The organism is Mycoplasmatota bacterium (assembly GCA_018394295.1).
In the GTDB taxonomy this organism is placed as follows: Bacteria; Bacillota_I; Bacilli_A; order Haloplasmatales; family Haloplasmataceae; genus JAENYC01.
In genome coordinates, this window is record CP074573.1 from 2,343,867 (window position 1) to 2,365,279 (window position 21,413).

Annotated in this window: 27 protein-coding genes and 1 pseudogene; 12 read left to right on the forward strand and 16 right to left on the reverse strand. The window is 26.0% G+C overall.

The genetic code is table 11. From position 1 onward, the window contains the following. Positions 1 to 96 precede the first annotated feature (96 nt). From KHQ81_10875 to KHQ81_10915, 9 genes are all read right to left on the reverse strand, one after another. Positions 97 to 1,380, reverse strand: a complete 1,284-nt coding sequence (locus KHQ81_10875; protein QVK17353.1) for a hypothetical protein — start codon at positions 1,378 to 1,380, stop codon at positions 97 to 99. Between the two features lie 32 nt (positions 1,381 to 1,412). Then, complete coding sequence (locus KHQ81_10880) at positions 1,413 to 3,122, reverse strand: hypothetical protein (GenBank protein ID QVK17354.1); 1,710 nt, start codon at positions 3,120 to 3,122, stop codon at positions 1,413 to 1,415. 15 nt (positions 3,123 to 3,137) lie between these two features. Then, entirely contained in the window at positions 3,138 to 4,742 is a 1,605-nt protein-coding gene (locus KHQ81_10885) for a hypothetical protein (protein ID QVK17355.1), read from the reverse strand. Positions 4,743 to 4,751: 9 nt separating this feature from the next. Beyond that, on the reverse strand, positions 4,752 to 5,321 hold the full coding sequence (locus tag KHQ81_10890; GenBank protein ID QVK17356.1) for a hypothetical protein: 570 nt from the start codon (positions 5,319 to 5,321) through the stop codon (positions 4,752 to 4,754). Between the two features lie 19 nt (positions 5,322 to 5,340). Continuing rightward, positions 5,341 to 5,670, reverse strand: a complete 330-nt coding sequence (locus tag KHQ81_10895; GenBank protein QVK17357.1) for a hypothetical protein — start codon at positions 5,668 to 5,670, stop codon at positions 5,341 to 5,343. A gap of 102 nt (positions 5,671 to 5,772) precedes the next feature. Further along, positions 5,773 to 5,928, reverse strand: coding sequence for a Com family DNA-binding transcriptional regulator (locus tag KHQ81_10900; protein ID QVK17358.1), 156 nt, complete (start codon positions 5,926 to 5,928; stop codon positions 5,773 to 5,775). Next, on the reverse strand, positions 5,915 to 6,469 hold the full coding sequence (locus tag KHQ81_10905) for a hypothetical protein (GenBank protein QVK17359.1): 555 nt from the start codon (positions 6,467 to 6,469) through the stop codon (positions 5,915 to 5,917). The genes KHQ81_10900 and KHQ81_10905 overlap by 14 nt, the downstream gene beginning before the upstream one ends. Before the next feature lie 28 nt (positions 6,470 to 6,497). Further along, on the reverse strand, positions 6,498 to 6,683 hold the full coding sequence (locus tag KHQ81_10910; protein QVK17360.1) for a hypothetical protein: 186 nt from the start codon (positions 6,681 to 6,683) through the stop codon (positions 6,498 to 6,500). 234 nt (positions 6,684 to 6,917) lie between these two features. Beyond that, complete coding sequence (locus tag KHQ81_10915; GenBank protein QVK17361.1) at positions 6,918 to 7,157, reverse strand: hypothetical protein; 240 nt, start codon at positions 7,155 to 7,157, stop codon at positions 6,918 to 6,920. A 432-nt stretch (positions 7,158 to 7,589) separates the two neighbouring features. Between KHQ81_10915 and KHQ81_10920 the strand changes: the two genes are divergently transcribed. Beyond that, positions 7,590 to 7,916, forward strand: a complete 327-nt coding sequence (locus KHQ81_10920; GenBank protein ID QVK17362.1) for a helix-turn-helix transcriptional regulator — start codon at positions 7,590 to 7,592, stop codon at positions 7,914 to 7,916. 210 nt (positions 7,917 to 8,126) lie between these two features. On the opposite strand, the gene KHQ81_10925 is transcribed toward KHQ81_10920, so the two are convergent. Beyond that, positions 8,127 to 9,461: an IS3 family transposase gene (locus KHQ81_10925; protein QVK17363.1), complete on the reverse strand. Its 1,335-nt coding sequence runs from the start codon at positions 9,459 to 9,461 to the stop codon at positions 8,127 to 8,129. Between the two features lie 518 nt (positions 9,462 to 9,979). Between KHQ81_10925 and KHQ81_10930 the strand changes: the two genes are divergently transcribed. From KHQ81_10930 to KHQ81_10940, 3 genes and pseudogenes are all read left to right on the forward strand, one after another. Further along, the gene (locus KHQ81_10930) at positions 9,980 to 10,297 is read left to right on the forward strand and encodes an IS66 family insertion sequence element accessory protein TnpB (protein QVK17364.1); all 318 of its coding nucleotides are present in this window, start codon (positions 9,980 to 9,982) and stop codon (positions 10,295 to 10,297) included. Then, entirely contained in the window at positions 10,294 to 10,647 is a 354-nt protein-coding gene (tnpB, locus tag KHQ81_10935) for an IS66 family insertion sequence element accessory protein TnpB (protein QVK17365.1), read from the forward strand. Before KHQ81_10930 ends, tnpB begins: the two co-directional genes overlap by 4 nt. Positions 10,648 to 10,723: 76 nt before the next feature. Further along, positions 10,724 to 12,279, forward strand: a pseudogene (locus KHQ81_10940) (IS66 family transposase). 127 nt (positions 12,280 to 12,406) lie between these two features. Here the strand turns inward: KHQ81_10940 and KHQ81_10945 are convergent. Together KHQ81_10945 and KHQ81_10950 are read right to left on the reverse strand one after the other, a co-directional pair. Then, positions 12,407 to 13,717 (reverse strand): ISL3 family transposase, encoded by a 1,311-nt coding sequence (locus KHQ81_10945; protein ID QVK19622.1) that lies wholly within the window; start codon positions 13,715 to 13,717, stop codon positions 12,407 to 12,409. Next, the gene (locus tag KHQ81_10950) at positions 13,704 to 14,150 is read right to left on the reverse strand and encodes a transposase family protein (protein ID QVK17366.1); all 447 of its coding nucleotides are present in this window, start codon (positions 14,148 to 14,150) and stop codon (positions 13,704 to 13,706) included. The genes KHQ81_10945 and KHQ81_10950 overlap by 14 nt, the downstream gene beginning before the upstream one ends. 178 nt (positions 14,151 to 14,328) lie before the next feature. Between KHQ81_10950 and KHQ81_10955 the strand changes: the two genes are divergently transcribed. The 5 genes from KHQ81_10955 (at position 14,329) to KHQ81_10975 (ending at position 16,137) form a co-directional block, all read left to right on the forward strand. Continuing rightward, complete coding sequence (locus tag KHQ81_10955; GenBank protein QVK17367.1) at positions 14,329 to 14,577, forward strand: hypothetical protein; 249 nt, start codon at positions 14,329 to 14,331, stop codon at positions 14,575 to 14,577. 93 nt (positions 14,578 to 14,670) lie between these two features. After that, a complete protein-coding gene (locus KHQ81_10960; protein ID QVK17368.1) occupies positions 14,671 to 15,063 on the forward strand; it encodes a transposase in 393 nt (130 codons plus the stop codon). 82 nt (positions 15,064 to 15,145) lie between these two features. Beyond that, positions 15,146 to 15,292 carry a helix-turn-helix domain-containing protein gene (locus KHQ81_10965; GenBank protein QVK19623.1) on the forward strand — a complete coding sequence of 49 codons (147 nt, stop codon included), beginning with the start codon at positions 15,146 to 15,148 and terminating at the stop codon, positions 15,290 to 15,292. A gap of 56 nt (positions 15,293 to 15,348) precedes the next feature. Continuing rightward, positions 15,349 to 15,654 (forward strand): transposase, encoded by a 306-nt coding sequence (locus KHQ81_10970; protein QVK19624.1) that lies wholly within the window; start codon positions 15,349 to 15,351, stop codon positions 15,652 to 15,654. Positions 15,655 to 15,687: 33 nt separating this feature from the next. Then, positions 15,688 to 16,137, forward strand: a complete 450-nt coding sequence (locus KHQ81_10975; protein QVK17369.1) for an IS3 family transposase — start codon at positions 15,688 to 15,690, stop codon at positions 16,135 to 16,137. A gap of 190 nt (positions 16,138 to 16,327) precedes the next feature. Here the strand turns inward: KHQ81_10975 and KHQ81_10980 are convergent, their stop codons facing one another. The 4 genes from KHQ81_10980 to KHQ81_10995 all read right to left on the reverse strand — a co-directional run bounded on the left by KHQ81_10980 (position 16,328) and on the right by KHQ81_10995 (position 19,144). Further along, positions 16,328 to 16,972, reverse strand: coding sequence for an ATP-binding cassette domain-containing protein (locus KHQ81_10980; GenBank protein ID QVK17370.1), 645 nt, complete (start codon positions 16,970 to 16,972; stop codon positions 16,328 to 16,330). Then, positions 16,969 to 17,784, reverse strand: a complete 816-nt coding sequence (locus KHQ81_10985) for a hypothetical protein (GenBank protein QVK17371.1) — start codon at positions 17,782 to 17,784, stop codon at positions 16,969 to 16,971. Before KHQ81_10985 ends, KHQ81_10980 begins: the two co-directional genes overlap by 4 nt. Further along, positions 17,774 to 18,535 carry a hypothetical protein gene (locus KHQ81_10990; GenBank protein ID QVK17372.1) on the reverse strand — a complete coding sequence of 254 codons (762 nt, stop codon included), beginning with the start codon at positions 18,533 to 18,535 and terminating at the stop codon, positions 17,774 to 17,776. The genes KHQ81_10985 and KHQ81_10990 overlap by 11 nt, the downstream gene beginning before the upstream one ends. Before the next feature lie 180 nt (positions 18,536 to 18,715). Further along, a complete protein-coding gene (locus tag KHQ81_10995) occupies positions 18,716 to 19,144 on the reverse strand; it encodes a hypothetical protein (protein ID QVK17373.1) in 429 nt (142 codons plus the stop codon). Between the two features lie 185 nt (positions 19,145 to 19,329). Between KHQ81_10995 and KHQ81_11000 the strand changes: the two genes are divergently transcribed. Genes KHQ81_11000 through KHQ81_11010 form a run of 3 tightly spaced genes read left to right on the forward strand, consistent with a single transcriptional unit; the run spans position 19,330 to position 20,890 of the window. Next, a complete protein-coding gene (locus KHQ81_11000; protein ID QVK17374.1) occupies positions 19,330 to 19,827 on the forward strand; it encodes a transposase in 498 nt (165 codons plus the stop codon). Further along, positions 19,803 to 20,015, forward strand: coding sequence for a helix-turn-helix domain-containing protein (locus KHQ81_11005; GenBank protein ID QVK17375.1), 213 nt, complete (start codon positions 19,803 to 19,805; stop codon positions 20,013 to 20,015). Before KHQ81_11000 ends, KHQ81_11005 begins: the two co-directional genes overlap by 25 nt. Positions 20,016 to 20,035: 20 nt before the next feature. Then, the gene (locus tag KHQ81_11010) at positions 20,036 to 20,890 is read left to right on the forward strand and encodes an IS3 family transposase (GenBank protein QVK19625.1); all 855 of its coding nucleotides are present in this window, start codon (positions 20,036 to 20,038) and stop codon (positions 20,888 to 20,890) included. The last annotated feature ends 523 nt before the right edge of the window (positions 20,891 to 21,413 follow it).

A 21,413-nucleotide genomic window follows, 5' to 3' on the forward strand; every position in this document is an offset into this window, starting at 1 on the left:
TTTAAAACACCTCCTAGATTGTAAAACAATAACGTTATAATTATATTGTTTATTGATATATCGCTTAAAAGGGCTTAAAATCGCTTTAAATCGATATTACTTAAAATAGCTTTTGTTTACTCTATTAAACATTAATGCTTGTTGCAAATCTTCAAAATGTACATCAGAATGTTTTATTAATTCACTTTCAATATAAGAATACTCATGAGTATTGAAGCAGCCAAAACAATATGCTAACGGAATAACAAAAGTATAATCATCATAATAATGTCTAGAATTTGTGTTCTCTTTGCCTACATCTTCCTCTTTTTGATAAATATTACAATTAAATTCACAGTAGGATTTTGAGAAAAGGAACTTTTGTAAAAATGTTAATTTATATTCAAGTTTTCGACCGAATACTTTACCTTTTAATTTAACATTAATAAATTGTTCACGTTCATCAACATCAATAATACCTTTTAATAAAGCTAAAATCATAAATCGATATCTATTAAAACTATCAACAAATGATAATATTTTATTAATAAAATAATTAATCTTTTTAAAATTTCCAATAACATTTACTTTATTTACAATCTCTATATTTGTTTGGTACAATCTTCTATGCCTAGCTATTTCATCACTTGAATCTTGTTTAGATGTAATCATATAATTTTTTTCTCTATGCATATTACCATATTTACGCTTATATTCTTTAGCACCTGATTCATCTTTCATATCTTCATATTGATTAGCTGCACCTAATTCATCTGTTGCTTCATCTTGTAACTCAACAAAATTATCATAAATAGCATAATTTTTATTCCTATACGCTTCTTTTATTTTAGTCCAATCTAAATCATATTCTAAATTCATTTTATTCGTAATATGACTATAAACACGAGTTTTAGAATAAACATATTGATCTCGAATATAAATAACATAATAAGCTTCAACATAATTTTTTATTAGTTGTTTAACAGATTCAAAATTTAAAAAATTATATTTTAAATAATCGCCAAACAAATTATATTTTAAAAGTAATTTATCAGTTATTAAATCTAAATCATTTATATTTTCACGATAATAACAATCTGAAATCACTTTTTCAAATTCATTAAAATCAATAAAATAAAATTCATTTCTTACCTCTTTCATAATTTCATTATTATTACCCATTATAATTATTTGAAATACATGACTTAACCCAGACAACAAGCTTGATTTACCCATTCTAATTTTACCGCAAATACTAATTAAATAACCCAACCTATATTTACAATATCCAACGCTAAAATTAAATAAATTTTCATAATATTTTCTATATCTAAATAAAACTAAAATAGGCAAAACCATTAAAATATCAAATAAAATCAAAAGCCAAAAAATTAATAACATTAATAAATCACCTCTTTCATAGATCATATATATTACATTTTTCTAAACTTCTTATAATGATTATGTTTCTTTGATGATGAACTTACTATATTAAGTGGTAACAACAAAATAGAGAAAACAACCTTAATTAATAAAGATACAGATTTTAAAATAACAGGTAATAAAGTTAATACAGGTGATAATACAGATAATAAAATAAGTAAAACAATAATAATAACAATAACATCTAAATTATCAATTATAAAATTAACTACTGGATGATTAACAATATTATTAATCTTATTTTCTGTATTAAGCATGGCTTTTTGTACATCTGATAACTCTTTAGTTGTATCATCAGCCAACGGAACATCAATTACTTCATCCGATACATATGCTACACCTTTATATGAATACCAAAATTTTAAAACTACATAATCTTTAATAAAATAATCACTAGGTCTAATCATAGAACTAACTGCTTCTTGTATCCAACTATCACGTTTATACCATAATTCTGTTTGATTCATGTCACCAAGAAATATCTTCCAATCATAATTTTCTTTATCACTATGTTCAATAGCATTAACTTGTCCTTTCTTTCCGAAAAGCCCACTAGTATACCAATCTAATAAACCATGTGAAATATCATAAGTTTCATCAGATTTAATTATTCTTTCATGAGTTTTTTCTGAGCCTTGTATCCAATTAGCATTTTCAAACATATCAAAAGCCCCAAACGTATAGTAATCTGTATAAGATACTTTCATCATATATATATCATCCATTGGAACATCAGTGTTAAAATGTATATATATTTCATATTTATTTCTTTTTTCACATTCATCTGATGTTATAGTAACTACATTAACTTTCTCGTATTCTTCATCATTAAGATTCCAAATTAAAGTACTACCATCTTTCAATGAAAACTCTAAAATATAATAATTTTGATTATTATATTCAGACCTAACCCACTTAGCGTAATTTATATCTTCTTGTTCAATATCAGATGGTAAATTTAAATTATTCCAAATATATACATTACTTATAGCGTAAAATTGCAAATCATAAGATGTATCTGTTTTAATGACATTTAATCTACCATAATTTTCATAATTATCTTTTAAAACATTATCCAATTCAGTCACATTATGAATAACAGTATCATCCGATTTCATATAGATTTCTACTACTGGAATAAACATAGCATTTATAATTTTTCTGTTTATTATATCAGTTGCTTGATAATATTCAGGTATAATTTTAATATTATGAATTTCCTTATTAGGATTGATATTAATAAATAAAAAATCATTGTTAAATTCATCTATAATTAATCGTTCAGTCTTTCCATCATAATGATATAATAAATCTTTAATTGGATAATATTCATCATAAATAGATTCAAACATAAATTGAATATTTACACTAGATACCTCATTTATATCTAAATTATTATCAACCAATAACTGATTTAAGTTAAATTCAATGTCCCACGATATAGTCTTAGGTAAAAAAACTTTTCTAATAGTTTCACCAAAATCATAATGTAAATTCATTATTTTAGCACCTGATGGTAAAGTTAAATATTTAGAATATTCTTCGCAATCAGAATAACATTCCAATATACCACCATACATATCTTTGTTTTCGTCATAAGTTAATGGTTGAGTAAAAGCATATGTTTTAAGGTCTTGAATAATCAAGACCTCAAATATTATGACTACTAGTGAAATAAAATAAAATATCCTCTTTTTCACTATATCACCTCATTATTAAAGTAAATTAACTATCCAATTCCAAATAGTTTTAAATAACCAACATATCCATTCCCAAACCGAAATATACCATGCTTTTTTTACTGGCTCTTCAGGTGTAATAGTAACTGTATCATCTGATTCATCCTCTATTACATTTACTACAGTGCTAATAGTATCTTCACTACCATCAACAGATGTAACTTTATACGTAACTGCATACATTCCAATAGTAGTTTCATTACCTAAATATTCGTTACTCAAAGTCATTACAGATGTTGTTGCAACTACTTCTATCTGATTAGTTGCAGTTAACAAATCAATAATATCTTGATTAGTTAACGTTACAGATTGAGCAACAGTAATAAAATAATTATCAGTAAAAAATACTGGTGGAATATCATCCATTACTTCAATAGTAACAGTATGAGTTTGAACATTATTTGATAAATCTTTAACTTCAAAAATAACAGTATAAGTTCCTTTAATATGACCTCTACCAGTATAATTATCTGTTTTTATTGTAATTGAATCTGTTATATTACCATCTTTATTGTCATTAGCAGTTAACTGACTTTGAATATCAGAAATAGTCAATGTTTCACTACTATTTTTAACAATATTAAGAGGTCCAGTAAAAGTCGGTTTTACATCATCAATAACTTCAATAGTTACATCATATGTATCATAATTTCCCGAAGTATCAAAACATTCATATGTAACTGTATAAGTACCAACTATATTATAATTAGCAGTATAATTATCTGTCTTTAATGTAATAGGCAAATCAGAATCATAATTATCGTCAACTGATAAAGCATTTAATACAGTTGTATTAACATCCAATAAAGTAGTCATAGATTGAGTATAATTATATGTACCATATATTTCAGGAGAAACAGCGTCACGAACTAATACAGAACAGTCTAAAGTACTTGTATTACCTGATGAATCAGTAACAGAAAAAATTATATGCCAATCACCAACAGTATTTTTATTAGCAGTATAATTATCTGTAACAACAGTAATATTAGAAGATATATCACCATCTTCATTATCAAATGCTGATAAACGTGATTGAATTTCATCTACTGACTTAGGTGAATCTACATTAGTAATAAAAGCAGTTTCACCATTAATAACTGGCTTAGAATCTGTTTTAGTAAAATATAAAGTCCATACTTGATTAGTATCTATTTCTTGTACATTACTAAAACTTTGAGCATATATTAATAATTCTGTTTGTGACTCTTCCTCTACCATAATAGGATAAGTACCTACATCATCATATGTACCTAATTTTACTTCTCTTAAAAATGTCTTTCCTTGAGCATCATAAACAAGAAAATATAAATCTTTCAAACCTACAATATCAGGTTTTATTACATTAATATCACTATATAAACCAAATAAATCTTGCTTATCTCCTGAATATAATTCAATGCCATCAAGATAAGTCGCTCCACCCATATCTTGGTCATCACCTAATTGTAAATATACTCTATCATCTTGTTCTATCCAGTGAGTATAATCAAAATCTTCAGCATTAACATTGATATTTGTAATAAAAGCAAAACTCATAAATATTGTTAATACAACTAAATAAGAAATAAATTTTTTCAATATGTTCACCTAACCTTCTAAAATTTTACGTATATCTTCCAATTCCATATCGTGAACATCAATAACATTTAATTCAGTTTTTAATGATTTCATAGCTTGTTTTTTAGCTTCAACATCATCAAGTCTATTCTTTTTATTATCAAAAAATAATTCATAATAAACTACTTTTTGAAAATCTTTATTTGTTTTAATAAAATGTTTTAAGTATTTATAAACATCTTCATTTTGTGCTAAGTACTTAACTTTATTTTTTTTATCATTAATAACTAATTCATGTTCACCAATATAATTACTTCTAAAAAAATCATTCAACATTTTTGATTTTAAGTTTAGATAATACTTTCTCTTTTTATCAAAATTATAAATATCATCATAACTAATTTTATGATCTACTTTTATTTGAGTATTTTTTAAATGATTTTTATCTTTTTGTTTATTGTTTTCTTTACTGTTTTGTAATTGATCTAAACGAAATTGAGCATATCCTCTTTGACGATTAGTTAATTTATCATCATTTTTTCGTTTAGAATAATAATTAATTTTATCTGAATCTGAATAATAATTATTTCTAACATTCAAATAAATCACCTACAATAAATTAATACTTTTTACTTTTATAATCAGGATTTTTAAATTTAAAAGCTCTAGAAATATTTTTTAATGCTTGAAGATAACCACGAGAACGAGAACGTTCTGCTTTAGTGTACTTCTTATTAGTTTTTGGATTGATTGAGTCTTTCTTAGCTCTCTTTGTGTGAAATTGTCTCTTTTCTTCTAAAGAATATGGAGCATAATCATTTCCCTCTAATATTTGATTGTAACGATTTTTAGCATACTTTCTTTGTCCATCTGTTAAACTATCATCATTCATTCTTTCACCAAAATGCAAAAGTTTCTCTTCTTTTGTATATTCAACTTCTTTAGACATATTTTTCATCTCTTCTTTCTTTTTATTATTTATTTTTTTTATCAAATTTTTTTTAAAAAAATACTAACCAAAAAGAATTAAGGTTAGTATTCGTAATACTAATTATTTAATTTGATTGAAAGTACCACATTTTTCACATTTAACAGATATTTCACCATGTGAAATAATTAAATCATTAGACTTTGCAATCATGTTATTACATTCACTACAATGATATAATTTACATTCCTTAGCTTTAATATTTTTACCAGCTGCCAATATCATCACCTTTTTCATCAACTTCTGAATCTTTAGTAACTGTAATAAATTTAATATCCTTGTTTTCTTTAGATACTAATATCGCTTCTGATTTACTAAAGTAATTAGTAAATATTTCATTTTCAGTTAAGAAAACATTATACTTTTTATAATTGATATTTTCTAGATCATTAATTACATGATAAGTTCTTACTGGTACATCATTAATGTATATTGTTTCAATATCTTTAAATTCTTCTTTTTTCATTTTATACTTCGTTGATTTTAATTCATCTATTACATTGTAATATCTAGCAACATCATTTATTTTAATCCGACCATGAACATGACCACTAAATCTAACAAATAAATTATATGATGTTTGATTATATTTTTTATTAAATTTTTTAACTATTTTAACTTGAAATTTCTGTAATTTAGATATTTCTTCTTTAGTCATATCTCTAGAAAACTTTAATACAGATTCAGAAACATTATTTTTTACACCTTGTTTATTTTTGTTTTCACTTGCATTTACTTCATTATTAGTAGCTGTTGCCACTTAAATCACTCCTTCTATCGTATAGATTTTACGTAAATTTACGTTTATTTTTCATTTGATCACTTAAATAAATTAAATCTTTTAGTTCTACTAACTCAATACTTGTTAATCCTGTCTTAATTGCACCAAATATAATATCTTTATTACTTGAATCAATAGAAATATACTTTGATAACTCGTTAATAATTAATTGACTTTTTTCAATCTTATTCATGCTTATCCTCTTCCTTTAACGAGATAAAACATATTTTTGATACATACAATATATTTGTTTATCTGAATAACAGACCCATTTATACAATCTACCTTTCTTTTCTAACTTAGCAATCATATTACTTCTAGTCATATTTATAACTCCTTTCATTAAATTTAAAGGTATGATTATAAAAACAATTATTATGGTGGTTTACACCAAATCATCCTACCAACTCCCTTAAATAAATATTAATTACCAAATATTTAAATCACTTTCTACATCACAATGTACACAAAGTAATACTTGTAATTCTAAAAATCTTTTTTCAACTTCTTCTTTTGACTCAGACACTTCTGTTACAACATAAATATCATCTTCTTTTTTAGTTGGATGATGTAATCTAGAAAATCTCAAAACAATACATTCATCTTCAATATCAATAGAAGAAATCACTTGAACATTAATTAATTGATTATTAAATTTAATAAACATATTTTCACCCCCCTTTTGTTTTTTTTCAAAATCTAATTAACATAACTCCTCACAACTAAGGTAAATAAAAAACAATCCAATATTAGATTCATCTTTACGATCTAAAAATAACTTGAATTGTTTTGATGTAATTTCTTTAATAGTCATTTCGTAAACAACTCCTTTAAATTTTAAATAAAAAAAACTACCCACTTCTTTTTAGTTGGTAGTTTAAAAAAAATATACAAAAATACCAACTATTTATAGTTGGTAGTCTCAAAATCCACCGGAGTCAAATCCTTACGGGTTCGAGTCCCGTCGCTGGTACCACTAAAGACCTCTCGAATAGTATGGAAATATGATAAATTAATACTATTATATTATTAAATAGTAATTATTTCAAGGAAAATATTACTTTTTTTCCATATTTTTTTATTAAAAGGAGGTTGTGTTATGATATTAAGACTAAAAGAAGCAAGAAAATCTAGAAACATTACACAAAAAGAATTATCTAGACTAACAAACATAGCACAAGACCAAATATCAAGATATGAGAACGGTCAAGATATGACCAGTAATAATCTAAAGATATTTTGTAAAGCATTAGATGTTAGTGCAGATTACTTACTAGGATTAATAGATGAAGATATAAAATTGACAAAAAAAGAAACATTAAATTTAGCAAAAAATTTAGATAATGAACAAATCAAGGAAATTAGTGAAACATTACAAAAATCAGCTAATTATTTTCAAGAATTAATTAAACAGAATACAGAATAGCAGAAAGGCGAATAAAACATACAAGTTTATAAGTTTTATTCACCTTTTTTTTAATTATCTTATATGTAGTGAAATAAAAGAAAAAATGAACTTTTTACAATCTATTTAAAATGAAAATGAATATTAGTAAATACAGTAAAAATAAAGAGTAGTATAATGAACTTATACCTGTCAAGTAGACAGAAACAAAAAAATTAATATATTAATATTTTATGCTGCTAGTAGATGGCTTCTGTATTGCGCAGGGGCCATCTTTTTTAATGTCCATTGATAACGCTTATGATTATAATAATTCATATAATCATTTAATATAAACCTCAATGATTTAATATCAGTAGCATCATAATACTCACACTCGTCTTTAAAATGTCCAAAAAATGTCTCCATTTTTGCGTTATCTAGACAATTACCTTTACGTGACATAGATTGAATAATATTTAATTCCTTTAGTTTATTTACATACATTGAATTAGTATAATATAAACCCTGGTCTGAATGGATTAAGGTATTTTTTAGATTTTCATCTCCATATCTTTCAACAAGTTGATTAATTACATCTAACGATAAATCTAGACTTAGATTTTGAGATACTTTCCAAGCTACAATTTCACGTGTACAAAGATCCTTAATTACAGATAAATAATATCGATAACCATTAAAAATTAAGTATGTGATATCAGTCGCGAATACTGTACCAGGTTCATCAACATCAAAATTTCTATCTAATACATTTTCAAATGTATGATGATTTTTATATGAGTCTTTTAAATGTTTATAGGGATCTTTAATCCTTACTGTAGAACGTATACCATTCTTTTTCATTAAACGATAAACTTTTTTAGGGTTCATTACTACACCTAAATCATTTCTTAGATGCATTGTAATTCTTTGATATCCAAATACTTTATTTTTTACCCACAAATCATTTATTAATTTAAAATCTGATTTGTCTTGTAACTCTCTTTGTCTTCTCTTGTTAGCAGATTTAATCCATTTATAATAACCAGATCTTGATACATTAAAATATTTACATAATGTTTGTATTGGTACATTAATTTTAGTTTTTAAATCATCGATAAATTGAAATACTAATTGAGTTGGAACATATTTATTTTCTTTTATTTTCACTTTCCTTCCTTGCCATAATTGCTTTTTTAATGCTTCAATCTCCTGCCTTTGCGCTTCTATTATTTTCTCCTGTATTAATACTTTTTCATCAGCTGTTATTGCTTCTTTCTTTGGTCTTCCTGATTTACCATTTATATTACGACCTCTTGATTCATTAAAAAATGATTCTTTTCCCTTTTCTTCATATTGTTTAGTCCAGTTTGTTATGTAAGTATTACTTTTAGGTTCTTTATAGGGTAATCCATGACTTTCAAATATTTCTCTTATAGATACTCCCTTTTTCTTTAACTCAACTGCTTTAATTTTAAATTCAGGTGCATATTGGATTGTCTTACCAACTTTCCTAACATAGGGATTCTTTTCTAATTCATCTCTATGTTTTTTTATATAATCTTTAATTCTTAATTTCTTCTTCATTAGTACATCTCCCTTAGTTATCTAAATTTATTATAAAATAAAATACCTACATAGCCAACACCTTTTTATTTAGTGTCTACTATATAGGTATAATATCATAAAAATGACTCTTTATTTATGAAAGAGGGGAAATAATATGAATTTGAAGAATTCTATAAGCAATATGATGTCTTTAAAAGATGGGAAATCAAAAAAAATAAGTTAAGAGAATAAGCTGATAAAATTAAAGATAAACAATATTTTTTGATTTTATAAATGCTTTTAACAAAAAAGAATTATATAAGAATGATGTAAATAATTGTGAAGTTGTAACATGGATTAATATAATTACTATTATGAAAAAAATAAAAAAGAAATTGACTTTGCAAATCATTATTATGAATCAAATAAATAAAATTTTCATCTTTAAAAAACAATGATGTAACATTTAAAAAGTAAGCGTACAATATAGCACACATTTAATTTATGAAAATAATATGAGATAATCCTCTTAGCTAATATGTTAGGAGGATTTTAAAATGAATTATAATAAGTTAAGATCTGAATGGAAAGAAAGAATTGAAGAATATCAAAAAAGTGGATTATCAAAATCAAAATGGTGTAAGGAAAATGGGTATAAATTACATCAACTTCTATATTGGATTAAAAAGAATAATCAAAATGAAAAACAAGCACAAGAAATTAATTGGGTACCCATTCCTATTAATCATGAAATGGTTGAAATGAATGAAGAAAAATGTATTACGATTAAAATAGGAAAATGCAATATAAAGGTTGAACCAGGGTTCAATGGGAATCATTTAAAAGATGTGGTAAAGGTGTTATCAGAATTATGATTAAACTCAAGGATGTAAAAACAGTTTATTTCGCGACAGGATATACTGATTTAAGAAAATCAATTGATGGACTATCTCTTATTGTAAAAAAACAGTTTGATTTAGATCCATTTTCAAATAACTTATTTGTTTTCTGTAATAAAAGCAGACAAATTTTAAAAATTTTACATTGGGATTATAATGGTTTTTGGATATATAAAAAACGATTAGAAAGTGGTAAATTTAATTGGCCTAAAAGTGAACAGGAGATTACAAGTTCGTCTTTAAAAGAATTTTATTGGTTTTTAGATGGTTATGAAATACGTAATGGAAAGGCCTTTAAAGAGGTTAAGCAAAGGGGGATTGTATAGTCCCTTTTCTTTATATAATTAGACTTTTTTCTCATTTTATGGTAAAATAAAGTATCAAAAAAAGGTGAGAAAAGCAATGAAAAAAGTAGACTTAAATAAACTAACTAAAGAAGAATTAATTGAATATATCTCATCACAAGATTCTAAAATAGTAGAACTTCAAAATAAAGTGAAAAATTATGAAGAGTTCTTTAAATTATATCAACAAAAGCGTTTTGGATCTTCTAGCGAGAAAATTGATCCTAATCAACAAAGTCTAGAATTATTTAATGAAGCTGAAAAGGAATCAAATTTAAATCGCGAAGAACCTAAACTTGAAAAAATTACCTATACTAGAAATAAAAAAGGACGAAAAAAAGTACTGATTATTTAAAAACTCTTCCTGTTGAAGAAATACATTATTATCCTGAAGAAAAAGATTGTCCACAATGTGGTTTTCTACTTCATGAAATGAGTACTGAAGAAAGAACTGAAATTGTAGTTATTCCGCCTAAAGTAAAAATCAAGAAACATATCCGTCATATAGTATCCTGTCGATTATGTGAGAAAAGTGAAATTAGAACGCCTATAATAAAAGCTAATATGCCTTATCCTGCAATACCAGGAAGCTTAGCTTCATCATCTTTAATTGCGTATATAATGGATCAAAAATATACAAATGGGTTACCTCTTTACAGACAAGAGAAACAATTTGAAAGATTGGGAATATTTTTACCGCGACAAAATCTTTCTAACTGGGTAATTAAAGGTGCTGCTTGGTTGGAAATCTTATATAATCGTATGCATAAATTATTACTTCAAAAAGATATCCTACATGCAGATGAGACAACTACCCAAGTATTGAAGGAAAACGGGAGAGAAGCAAAATCAAAGTCCTACATGTGGCTTTATCGAACAGGTTCAGAGGGGAAAGCAATTGTTTTATATGATTATCAGACGACAAGAGCAGGTAAACATCCCGAAGAGTTTCTTGAAGGATTTAAAGGATATCTTCAGGTGGATGCATATACTGGATATCATAATATTCCTAATGTAATACTTGTTGGGTGCTGGGCACATGCGAGGAGAGGATTTGCCGAAATAGTAAAAGCTCTATCGAGTGATGATGTGTCCATTGCGAAAGAGGGATTAACTTTCTGTAATCAGTTATACTCAATTGAGCATAAAATAATGGACTTAACACCTGAAGAAAAGTATGAAATAAGAAATAATGACAGTCGAGAGATTTTGGATGATTTTTTAGTATGGCTTAAAAATCAAGCAGAAGAAATTTTACCTAATTGTAAACTAGGTAAAGCTATTAAATATTGTCTCAATCAATGGGATAATCTTGGAAGATACCTACTTGATGGGAGATTAGAAATTGATAATAATAGAGCTGAAAGATCAATTAAACCTTTCGTGATTGGAAGAAAAAACTGGTTATTCTCTAATACTCCTAAAGGAGCAAAATCAAGTGCCATCATATATAGTGTTATTGAAACCGCGAAGGAGAATAATATAAAACCAATTGAATATCTAACCTATTTATTTGATAGATTACCAAATGTAGATTTGAATGATGAACAAATTCTAGACACATTATTACCTTGGTCAGATGAACTCCCTAAAAATTGTAAATTGAACACATAAAAAAATCCCTCATTTTAGTAAATGAGGGATTTTTTATGTGTGTTATATTTGACGGTTCTTTCCAAAGTTATTGGATTTATAGTAAAAATTAATAGTAGACTTTATTTGCCTACTTTACTTAAATCTATCATTTTAATGATTCCAATAATAATACTTTAGACCTCAGTAGATCAAATTTATTTCTGCCATACATAATCCTTTTTATAGATTTTAGTTTATTAACACTTCCTTCTGCTAAACCGTTATTATAACTATACTTTATGGCATTTTCTACGGCATCTTGGTCATTTTGTATACCATTAATGAAACTATCAATTTCCTGAATTTCAGATTCTCTTGCCCGTTTAATCCATTTACTTAAACTGTCTTCTGTATCTTCAAGTAACAAAAGTCTGAATTCTTTTAGTCTTTCAAAGAGTACTTTTATGTCTGGATATTTTTTGAAAAATTCATTCAATTGATTCTCCGTGATCCCTTTTACCTTTTCAAGTGGTTTATATAATAATTTATTGATCAAACGTTTGTCTAAAAATTCTGTAGGTTCTTTTGTAGATGAGGTGTCTTTAGCTAAACGCTTTTCTTTTGAGATAAAAAATCTCAATCCATCTACAGTTCCTGTGTATCCTTTTTCCCTTATATGTTCTGTAATCTTCTTATATGTTATCCCATTAGCACGCATATCAATAACTTCATCTCTAAATGGCATTAGTTTACCATTTCGGCCTGTTCCATATTGTCCGTGCACAGGATTGAATTCACCTTTGAGATAAGTATCAATGCTTGTAGTGCTATATCCTGTTTTCTTTGATATGTCTCTTTTTGTATACCCTTTATTCCATAATTCTAGCACCTTATTTCTTTTCTGTTCCACTTTCGAAATGGCGTTGATGTGCTCTTTTCCACGTACAGTTATTTTCTCTTTAGGTATATCTTCTTCCTTCATTTTTATATATTTAGCAACTGTTGTTGGTGAAACACCTAACTTATTTCCAATCGTATCATAGCTATTTCCTTCCTTTGCATATAAACGCCTGGCTTCAATAATTTTTTCTCTACGGCTTAAACCACAAAGATAATCATAACGTTTCTTTCCATCTTGTGATATGAGTGGTATTTCAATGCGACCTGTAATTATTCGTTTCATATACTTTGATATGGATTTCACTAAATTTTTAACTAAATGAAAACGATCACTTACCTGAGTGGCTTTAGGATGAGCGTCTGCAATAGCCGAGCGATAAGTTGTTGAGCCATCACGTGAGACGAGTTTAATATTTGGAAACGTAGTAAGCCATTCCGTAACTTTCATACTATCTCTTGATTCTAATAAGTCTATAATACATTTAGTTTCAATATCTACCATAATTGTTCCATATGATTTTCTCTTTTTTATCGCAAAGTCATCTATACAGACATATTTAACTTCACTCTTGTTTATGACTAGAGTTTTTTTTTAGGTAATTACAAATTGAGCTTTTCTTGATTTCAACGGTCGTATCTGAAAGGTATTTTGCCGCCGATATAGAACTTTGTGTCAAAGAAACTCGTATAATTTCATCAATTAATCTTTTCGTTTTCTTGCCTTTTTGATCAATAAAACCAAAGCTTTCTGAGAATGTATACTTCTTACAATTTGGATTTGTACAGAACATATTTTTATTATTTAGTGCAATAACAACTTTTTTCCCCTGTAATGGCAAGTCCTGAAAGCTTTTATTGTATCTAGAATGTACTTTTGTACTTTCCTCTCCGCATAGAGGACATGGGAGTGACTCCTTATTTGATTTTACATTAATGTATAAAGTATCATCAATTAACTCATGTGATATGTAATCAAGACTTTCGTCAAGCATTTTAATTATTTCGTCCATAAGGTACCTCCACTTTTGATACCTTTATTATAACATATTTTTACATAAAATTCCAATAACTTTGGAAAGAACCTATTTGACACTTACTTTAAAAAGGAGAAAAGGGTGAAAAGAAATTGAACAAAAAAATACTCTTTTAAAATTTAAAAGAAGTAACAAGAAATTATTAGTAGTGGGTATGTGCCCTAAAGATTATAAATTTATCGATATCAGAAGTAAAAAACCATTTTTCGTAAAGGATAATCCAATAAATAAAGATTATAAAATAGACAAATCAGTTATTTTTCATGAAAAAGATGAAATTAAAATAATGACATTTTATGATAATAATGACACTATACCAAAAATAATCAAAAATAAAAAAACTAATCTTAATATTAGTACCATTGATATATTAAATGAAAAAGTTACAAATATACAAAAGTGAAAATAATTAAAAGAGCCAATTTGATATGATTCCCTTTCTGTAGTTAGTACAAATAATTTATTTGTACTAACTACAGAAAGGGAATCTTTTCTTATGGGAAGAAAAGCTAAATTTAGTAAAGAAATAAAGATAAAAGCAATTAAAGATTATCAAGAAGGAAATAGGACAAAGAAACAAATAGCAACTATTTTAGGGTGTAATGTATCATCAGTTAATAGATGGATTAATAGTTATAAATCGATGGGAGAAAAAGCATTTGATATTAAACCTACTAATAAAGTATATACGAAGAAATTAAAGCTAGCGGCAATAAATAATTATCTAAATGGAGTAGGTTCACTTAATAACATAATAAAAAAGTATAAAACTCATAGTATATCTACACTGATAAACTGGTTAATGATGTATAATGATCATAAAGAAATTAAAGATTACAAATCTAAAGGGGATGTCTATATGGCCAAATCAAAAAAAAACAACTTATGAAGAAAGATTAGAGATTGTTAAACATTGTATAAAAAATGGGAAATCATATACGTTAACTGCTACTCACTATGGTATAGCTTAAATCCAAGTTTATAATTGGGTAAAAAAATACATTAAAGAAGGTAATGAAGGACTAAAAGACCGTCGAGGAAGAAAAAAAGATGAATCTGAATTAACAGATATAGAAAAGTTAAAACGCGAAATACCTTGTAATGAAAGAATTAAATGAAACAAAAGAATATCCAATACAAACAATGTGTGAAATCTTAGACTTAAACCGTAGTTCTGATTATAAATGGCTTAAGTGAAGAAACAGAAAAAGAAAGATTAGATCAAGAGCTTTGTCAAATCATCTTAGAATATCATGATAAATTTAAAGGAATACTAGGTTACCGTAGAATGACTTTATGGATTAACCGATTAAATCAAAGACATTATAATGTAAAACGAATAAGACGCCTTATGAGACTTATGGGAATATCAGCAAAGATTAGAAGAAAGAGAAAAGGATACATTAAATCAACACCACAAATAACAGTTGAAAATGTCTTAAATACAGAATTTAAGGCTGAAGCACCAAATGATAAATGATTAACAGACGTTACAGAGTTTAAAGTGATTGGTATGACTAAAAAACTTAATTTAAGTGGAATACTCGATTTATATGATGGTACGATTGTTTCTTATGCCATGGGAACATCGAATAACAATCCGTTAGTATTCGAGACATTCGATAAAGCAATGGAAGCTAACCCAGGAGCCAAACCATTATTTCATAGTGATCGTGGATTTCAATACACGAGTAAAGTATTTAAAAGCAAGTTAGATAAAGCTGAAGCAACTCATAGTATGTCTAGAGTAGGAAGATGTATTGACAATGGACCAACGGAAGGTTTTTGGGGTACATTAAAAGCTGAAATGTATTATCTTAATGAATTTCATAGCATCGAAGAGTTAAAAAAAGCAATTGAAGAATACATAGATTTTTACAACAATAAAAGATTTCAAACAAGTTTAAAAGGCTTAACTCCGGTGGAATATCGAAATCAAGCCTTAGCTTATAATAATATTTAATTTTTTTCACTGTCTACTTGACAGGGACCAGTACAATTGAGGCTCTCCTTTTTATATTATTTATAATTAAATATTTCATGTAAACGTCAACTTCACATTTTTAATTTTATTTCACCATATTAACTTTTTGTTTTTAGGTACTATTTTTATCCTAAAATAATAATACATTTATCTATTAACAAAATATGATTTATGAAATTTCTACCAAATGTCCTAAATCCATTTTAAAAACACGATCACATAAAGTTTCAATATCCTCTTTTATATGACTTGCTAATAATATTGTGACTCCCTTATTTTTTAAATCTAACAAAATTTGGTGAAACCTTTTTACACTACTTTCATCTAAGCCATTAAATGGTTCATCTAATATAATTAATTGAGGGTTATCCATTAATACTTGAGCTAATCCTAATTTTTGTTTCATCCCCATTGAATAATGTTTTACCTTCTTATTCCAAGCAGACTTCTCTAAACCAACTAATGCTAAAGTATCTTCGATATTTTTTTTATTAATTTGACCAGATAATAATGCTAAATACTCTAAATTTTTATAACCTGAATAAAATCCTAAAAAATTAGGAGATTCAATAATCGCTCTTGTTTTCTTTGGATAAGTTTGCTTATTTGTGATTTCTTCATCAAATACAGTAACAGTACCAGATGAAGGTAAATACAAACCACAAATTATTTTAAACAATACACTTTTTCCTGAACCGTTTCGCCCAACTATACCAATAATATCACCCTTATTAACTTTAAAAGTTATATTACTTAAAACTAGTTCATCCTTAAAATATTTTATTATATCGTTTATTTTTAATGCATAACTCATTCTATCACCTCTTTATTAATATCATTTTTATTAAATAAAATTATTGCTGTTAGTGAACAAATAATAATAGAAATAATATAAAATAAAAAATATATTTTATAATGATAATAAATTACATTCATATGAGTAGGGATTAAAGCATTTAATACAATATTGTTTGATTCTTTAATAATACTTATTCCATTATCATTTTTTGATAAATTTAGTATGTATGGATAACAAAATAAATAATTACCATATGATAAAATAAGAAAATTAATTAATGTGATAACACTTGCTATCCAATCATTTTTCAAAATTTGAACATTTATCATAATTACAACAATTAATAAATAAAATAAAATTGAAAATAATAAGTTAACAAAAAAGATACTCCAATTTATAACTATATTTTGATACATTATAATAATTAATAATTGATAAAAAGAAAAAAATAATAATATAGATAATAATAATATAAATACCTCCTTAAAATAATTTAATAACTTGTCTTTTCTTGATATTCTTAGAAAAAGAAATGTACTATCCATTTCAAATGAATGATGAAAATAAGTTATGGTTAAGAATATAAAGTAAAGATATGTTGGAATCGAAAGTATAAATATATAATATATTGTATACACCTTAGTTATTACACTAGGAATTAAAAAAATTGCTAAATTTTCAGAAAAAATATATTGTTCAATACTTATACCTTGTTTTAAATACAATAAAGATATATTAATTTTTATAGTTAAAATTATAATTAAATATAAAAAAGTAACTATAATAAACTTAGGAGTTTTTAGAAACGATATTAAATTATATCTCATACTTTTGTTTTCTCCAAAAAATCATAAATAAAATGAATAAAATTATAAATAAAGTAATTATAGATATTAAATATGGGATAAAATATATTTTTTCACTATTTGTAAACAAACCTAGATATGGCATTAAAAAAATCTCACTTAATTGATCATATTTATCTTGTAACTTATTAAATAATTTTTCGATAATTAAATAAAATGATATAAGCAAGAACACAAAACCATTAGTATAAAGCATTAATAATGATTTTCTTTTAGCAATAAGTGAAAAGGTAATAACAGTTATAGCAAATAAAATACCAGCAATAAAAGGTTTTACAAGTTGATTAATTAATATATTTAAAATAGGATAATTATAGTCGTACATTAAATCAATTAAAGCTACTCTACAATTACCAAAATTATTACAACCTGAATAATCTATTATACTAGGAAGTGTATATGTATAAGAAAAAGAATAAAAAGTTAAGAAAATTAATTGTGGTATAATAAATATAACTCCTATTAAAAATGAGTTAACTATTAATTTAGACATAATATATTCTTTTTTCGATATTCTCAAATATTGATATTTTATATAACCTTTTCTTTCATCTACGTATATACCCAAGGATGAATTACTTAAAATTATAAAAATAAGTATAATTAATATAATAAATGTTTGTGATGTATCAGAATAAAAACCACTCAAAACATTAAATATATTTATAAAATTACCATGATTCGAAGAATTTAGAAATTGTTTAGATGACATTTCATAAACCTTCATTATTTCAATATTATTACTAATGGAATAAAAACCAAATAATGTAATTAGAAAAATTATTACTATCCAACAATAATTAGAAAAAAAACATTTTATCTCCTTTATTAAAGTATATATCATGTTATCAACCTCTTTTCTCAATCTATAGTCTAATTTCCCACCCTAATATTAATATTGAATTTCTGATTTTATTGTATCAGTTGCCCCAAAAAGAGTAAAATAATAATTACCTACATAATAAGTATAACCATCAATTAAACCATCAACTGGTATTTCAGACCATCCATTATTAACCTTACCAGTATGATAAGTAGCTACTTTAGTACCATAATGACACTCATAAATATTTATGTCCATATTATGATCAGGATCATTAGTTCTTATTTTTATTGAACCACCACTAATTTTAAAAGATGGTGAAAAATACTCTACCTTGTCTTTTAAAGACTGAGATTCTCCTCTCCATGGTAATGAATTTGTTAGACATTCTGGTCTAGATACTTTTAATTTGGTTTGAGAAGTAGCAGCAGATGCATTAACAAATCCAAATATAAAAACAAATATAAATACACTAAATAATGTAACGCATTTTTTCATTTCTAATATATACCTCCACTTTCAATTTTCATAAACCCACCCTAGAAATAAACTTTAAACCATCCCTCTGTGTTAGAATAGTTGTCATGGAGCTCTAAAAATAGTATAGTAGACATAGTAAGTTATTTCAAGACAACTAGTTGTCTTGAAATAAAATTTAAAAACTTAGTAAGGAGAACAACTTTATGGCAAGATACTCAAAGGATTATAAGTTATCATTAATACAAAGAATGATGCCACCACATAATGAATCAGTCAAAGAATTATCAAGAGAATCAGGAATACCAGAAATAACACTTTTTACTTGGAAAAAGAAAGCGAAAGAAAATGGAATCCCTGTTAACGAACAACCTTTAAAATCAGAAGAATGGAGTACACAAGATAAGTTTCATATTGTCTTAGAAACTGCAACATTAAGTGAAGTAGAATTATATAAGTATTGTAGAAATAAAGGACTATATGTTAATCAAGTTAAAGAATGGCGAGATGCATGTATGCAGGCTAATGGTGGTGTAGCTAAACAAGCAACAGAACTACAAAAGCAGTTAAGAGAAAAAAATCAAGAACTTAAGAAATTAAATAAAGAACTACAAAGAAAAGAATCAGCACTTGCAGAAGCAGCAGCCCTTCTTGTACTTAGAAAAAAGGCAAGTGCGATTTGGGGGGAAGACGAGGAAGATTAATCAGTGCCACAGATCGCAAAAAAGCAATATCACTGATAAGAGAAGCTGTAGATAATGGAGCAAGACAAGAAAAAGCATGTGAAGAAATAGGAATTAGTTTACGAACACTTCAACGATGGAGAAGTGATTCATCACCAAATGAAGATCAAAGACCAATTAGTAAAAAAAAGTACCCAAAAATAGATTAACTAAAAAAGAACGAGAAGAAATTTTAAAAGTCGTAAATCAGCCTGAATATAAAAACTTATCTCCTAATGAAATTGTGCCACTCCTAGCTGATAAAGGAATATATTTAGCATCTGAATCAACAATATATAGAATCTTAAGAGAAGAAAAACAACTAAAACATAGAGGAAATACTAAAAAGCCCCAAAATAGACCTATATCAACACATTATGCCACAGGTCCTAATCAAGTATGGATGTGGGATATTACTTATCTAAAGGGACCAATAAAAGGGATATATTATTATTTATATTTGATCCTAGATTTATTTAGTAGAAAAGTAGTAGGATGGGAAATATGGTCTGAACAATCTGCTCAACACGCTAGTGAACTAGTTAAAAGAGCAGTATTAGCAGAAAATATACTTTTACATAAAAAACCTTTAGTGCTTCATTCTGACAATGGAAGTCCGATGAAAGGAGCCACTCTTTTAGAGACCCTTTATCAACTAGGTATTACTCCATCAAATAGTAGACCTAGAGTAAGTAATGATAATCCTTATGCGGAGTCTATATTTAAAACATTCAAATATTGTCCAGGTTACCCAGATAAGGGCTTTGAGACTATTAAACAAGCAAGAACTTGGTCATTACAGTTTATAAACTGGTATAACTATGAACATCTTCATAGTGGGATAAAATATTTAACTCCACATCAAAGGCATTCCGGTTTATCTAATAAAATATTAAAAAAGCGAATTAAAGTCTATGAACAAGCACAACTTAAACACCCAGAAAGATGGTCGAGAAACATAAGAAATTGGAGTGTGGAAAACATAGTTTGGTTAAACCCAGAAAAATCATCAATTTTGGAAAAAGAAGAAACAAAATCTTCTTAAAAAAATTAAAAATATGCGACAACTACCTTGACATTAAGCGCCATAATAATATTATACTTCTTATATCTGGAAAAATCTACTTGTATTGTTAAAAATTGTAAATATTTCAATTTTGGAATATTAAAAGGAAGTTATTTGATTAAAACAAATACATTTTTCTACTACTACTTTTTCATTCAGAACCAAAATTATAACCAAAAATATCTCACCTTTTAAATTTTTTTTATTTTTTACCAGCTATATATCAGCAATTACCTTTTAGAATTAGTAGATGAAAGTAACAAAAATGAATAATACAACATAAAAAGTCATTACAAATTACTTTTTATTATTTTTGTTAAAAAGAAGGTTAGTTTAAAATTAAAATTCTTTTTAGATGAAATATAATATATACATTACAAACTAAATTAATATAAAAAAAACTGATATGAAAATCGTTATAGAAAAAAAATCAGGTAGAGTTATTCAATATATATAATAACTGTTATAAAAATTTACTAAATTTATTAATAAACTTTAGAAT

What these genes read in the sequence shown, in the direction of transcription:
- KHQ81_10955 (QVK17367.1), top strand. Translation starts at nt 14,329, where the DNA reads ATGTGCCCTAAAGATTATAAATTTATCGATATCAGAAGTAAAAAACCA.
- KHQ81_10960 (QVK17368.1), top strand. Translation starts at nt 14,671, where the DNA reads ATGGGAAGAAAAGCTAAATTTAGTAAAGAAATAAAGATAAAAGCAATT.
- KHQ81_10875 (QVK17353.1), bottom strand. Translation starts at nt 1,380, where the DNA reads ATGTTATTAATTTTTTGGCTTTTGATTTTATTTGATATTTTAATGGTT.
- KHQ81_10950 (QVK17366.1), bottom strand. Translation starts at nt 14,150, where the DNA reads ATGGACGAAATAATTAAAATGCTTGACGAAAGTCTTGATTACATATCA.
- KHQ81_10930 (QVK17364.1), top strand. Translation starts at nt 9,980, where the DNA reads ATGAATTATAATAAGTTAAGATCTGAATGGAAAGAAAGAATTGAAGAA.
- KHQ81_10985 (QVK17371.1), bottom strand. Translation starts at nt 17,784, where the DNA reads ATGAGATATAATTTAATATCGTTTCTAAAAACTCCTAAGTTTATTATA.
- KHQ81_11000 (QVK17374.1), top strand. Translation starts at nt 19,330, where the DNA reads ATGGCAAGATACTCAAAGGATTATAAGTTATCATTAATACAAAGAATG.
- KHQ81_10920 (QVK17362.1), top strand. Translation starts at nt 7,590, where the DNA reads ATGATATTAAGACTAAAAGAAGCAAGAAAATCTAGAAACATTACACAA.
- KHQ81_10980 (QVK17370.1), bottom strand. Translation starts at nt 16,972, where the DNA reads ATGAGTTATGCATTAAAAATAAACGATATAATAAAATATTTTAAGGAT.
- KHQ81_10925 (QVK17363.1), bottom strand. Translation starts at nt 9,461, where the DNA reads ATGAAGAAGAAATTAAGAATTAAAGATTATATAAAAAAACATAGAGAT.
- KHQ81_10990 (QVK17372.1), bottom strand. Translation starts at nt 18,535, where the DNA reads ATGTCATCTAAACAATTTCTAAATTCTTCGAATCATGGTAATTTTATA.
- KHQ81_10910 (QVK17360.1), bottom strand. Translation starts at nt 6,683, where the DNA reads ATGAATAAGATTGAAAAAAGTCAATTAATTATTAACGAGTTATCAAAG.
- KHQ81_10915 (QVK17361.1), bottom strand. Translation starts at nt 7,157, where the DNA reads ATGTTTATTAAATTTAATAATCAATTAATTAATGTTCAAGTGATTTCT.
- KHQ81_10995 (QVK17373.1), bottom strand. Translation starts at nt 19,144, where the DNA reads ATGAAAAAATGCGTTACATTATTTAGTGTATTTATATTTGTTTTTATA.
- tnpB (QVK17365.1), top strand. Translation starts at nt 10,294, where the DNA reads ATGATTAAACTCAAGGATGTAAAAACAGTTTATTTCGCGACAGGATAT.
- KHQ81_10895 (QVK17357.1), bottom strand. Translation starts at nt 5,670, where the DNA reads ATGTCTAAAGAAGTTGAATATACAAAAGAAGAGAAACTTTTGCATTTT.
- KHQ81_10975 (QVK17369.1), top strand. Translation starts at nt 15,688, where the DNA reads ATGACTAAAAAACTTAATTTAAGTGGAATACTCGATTTATATGATGGT.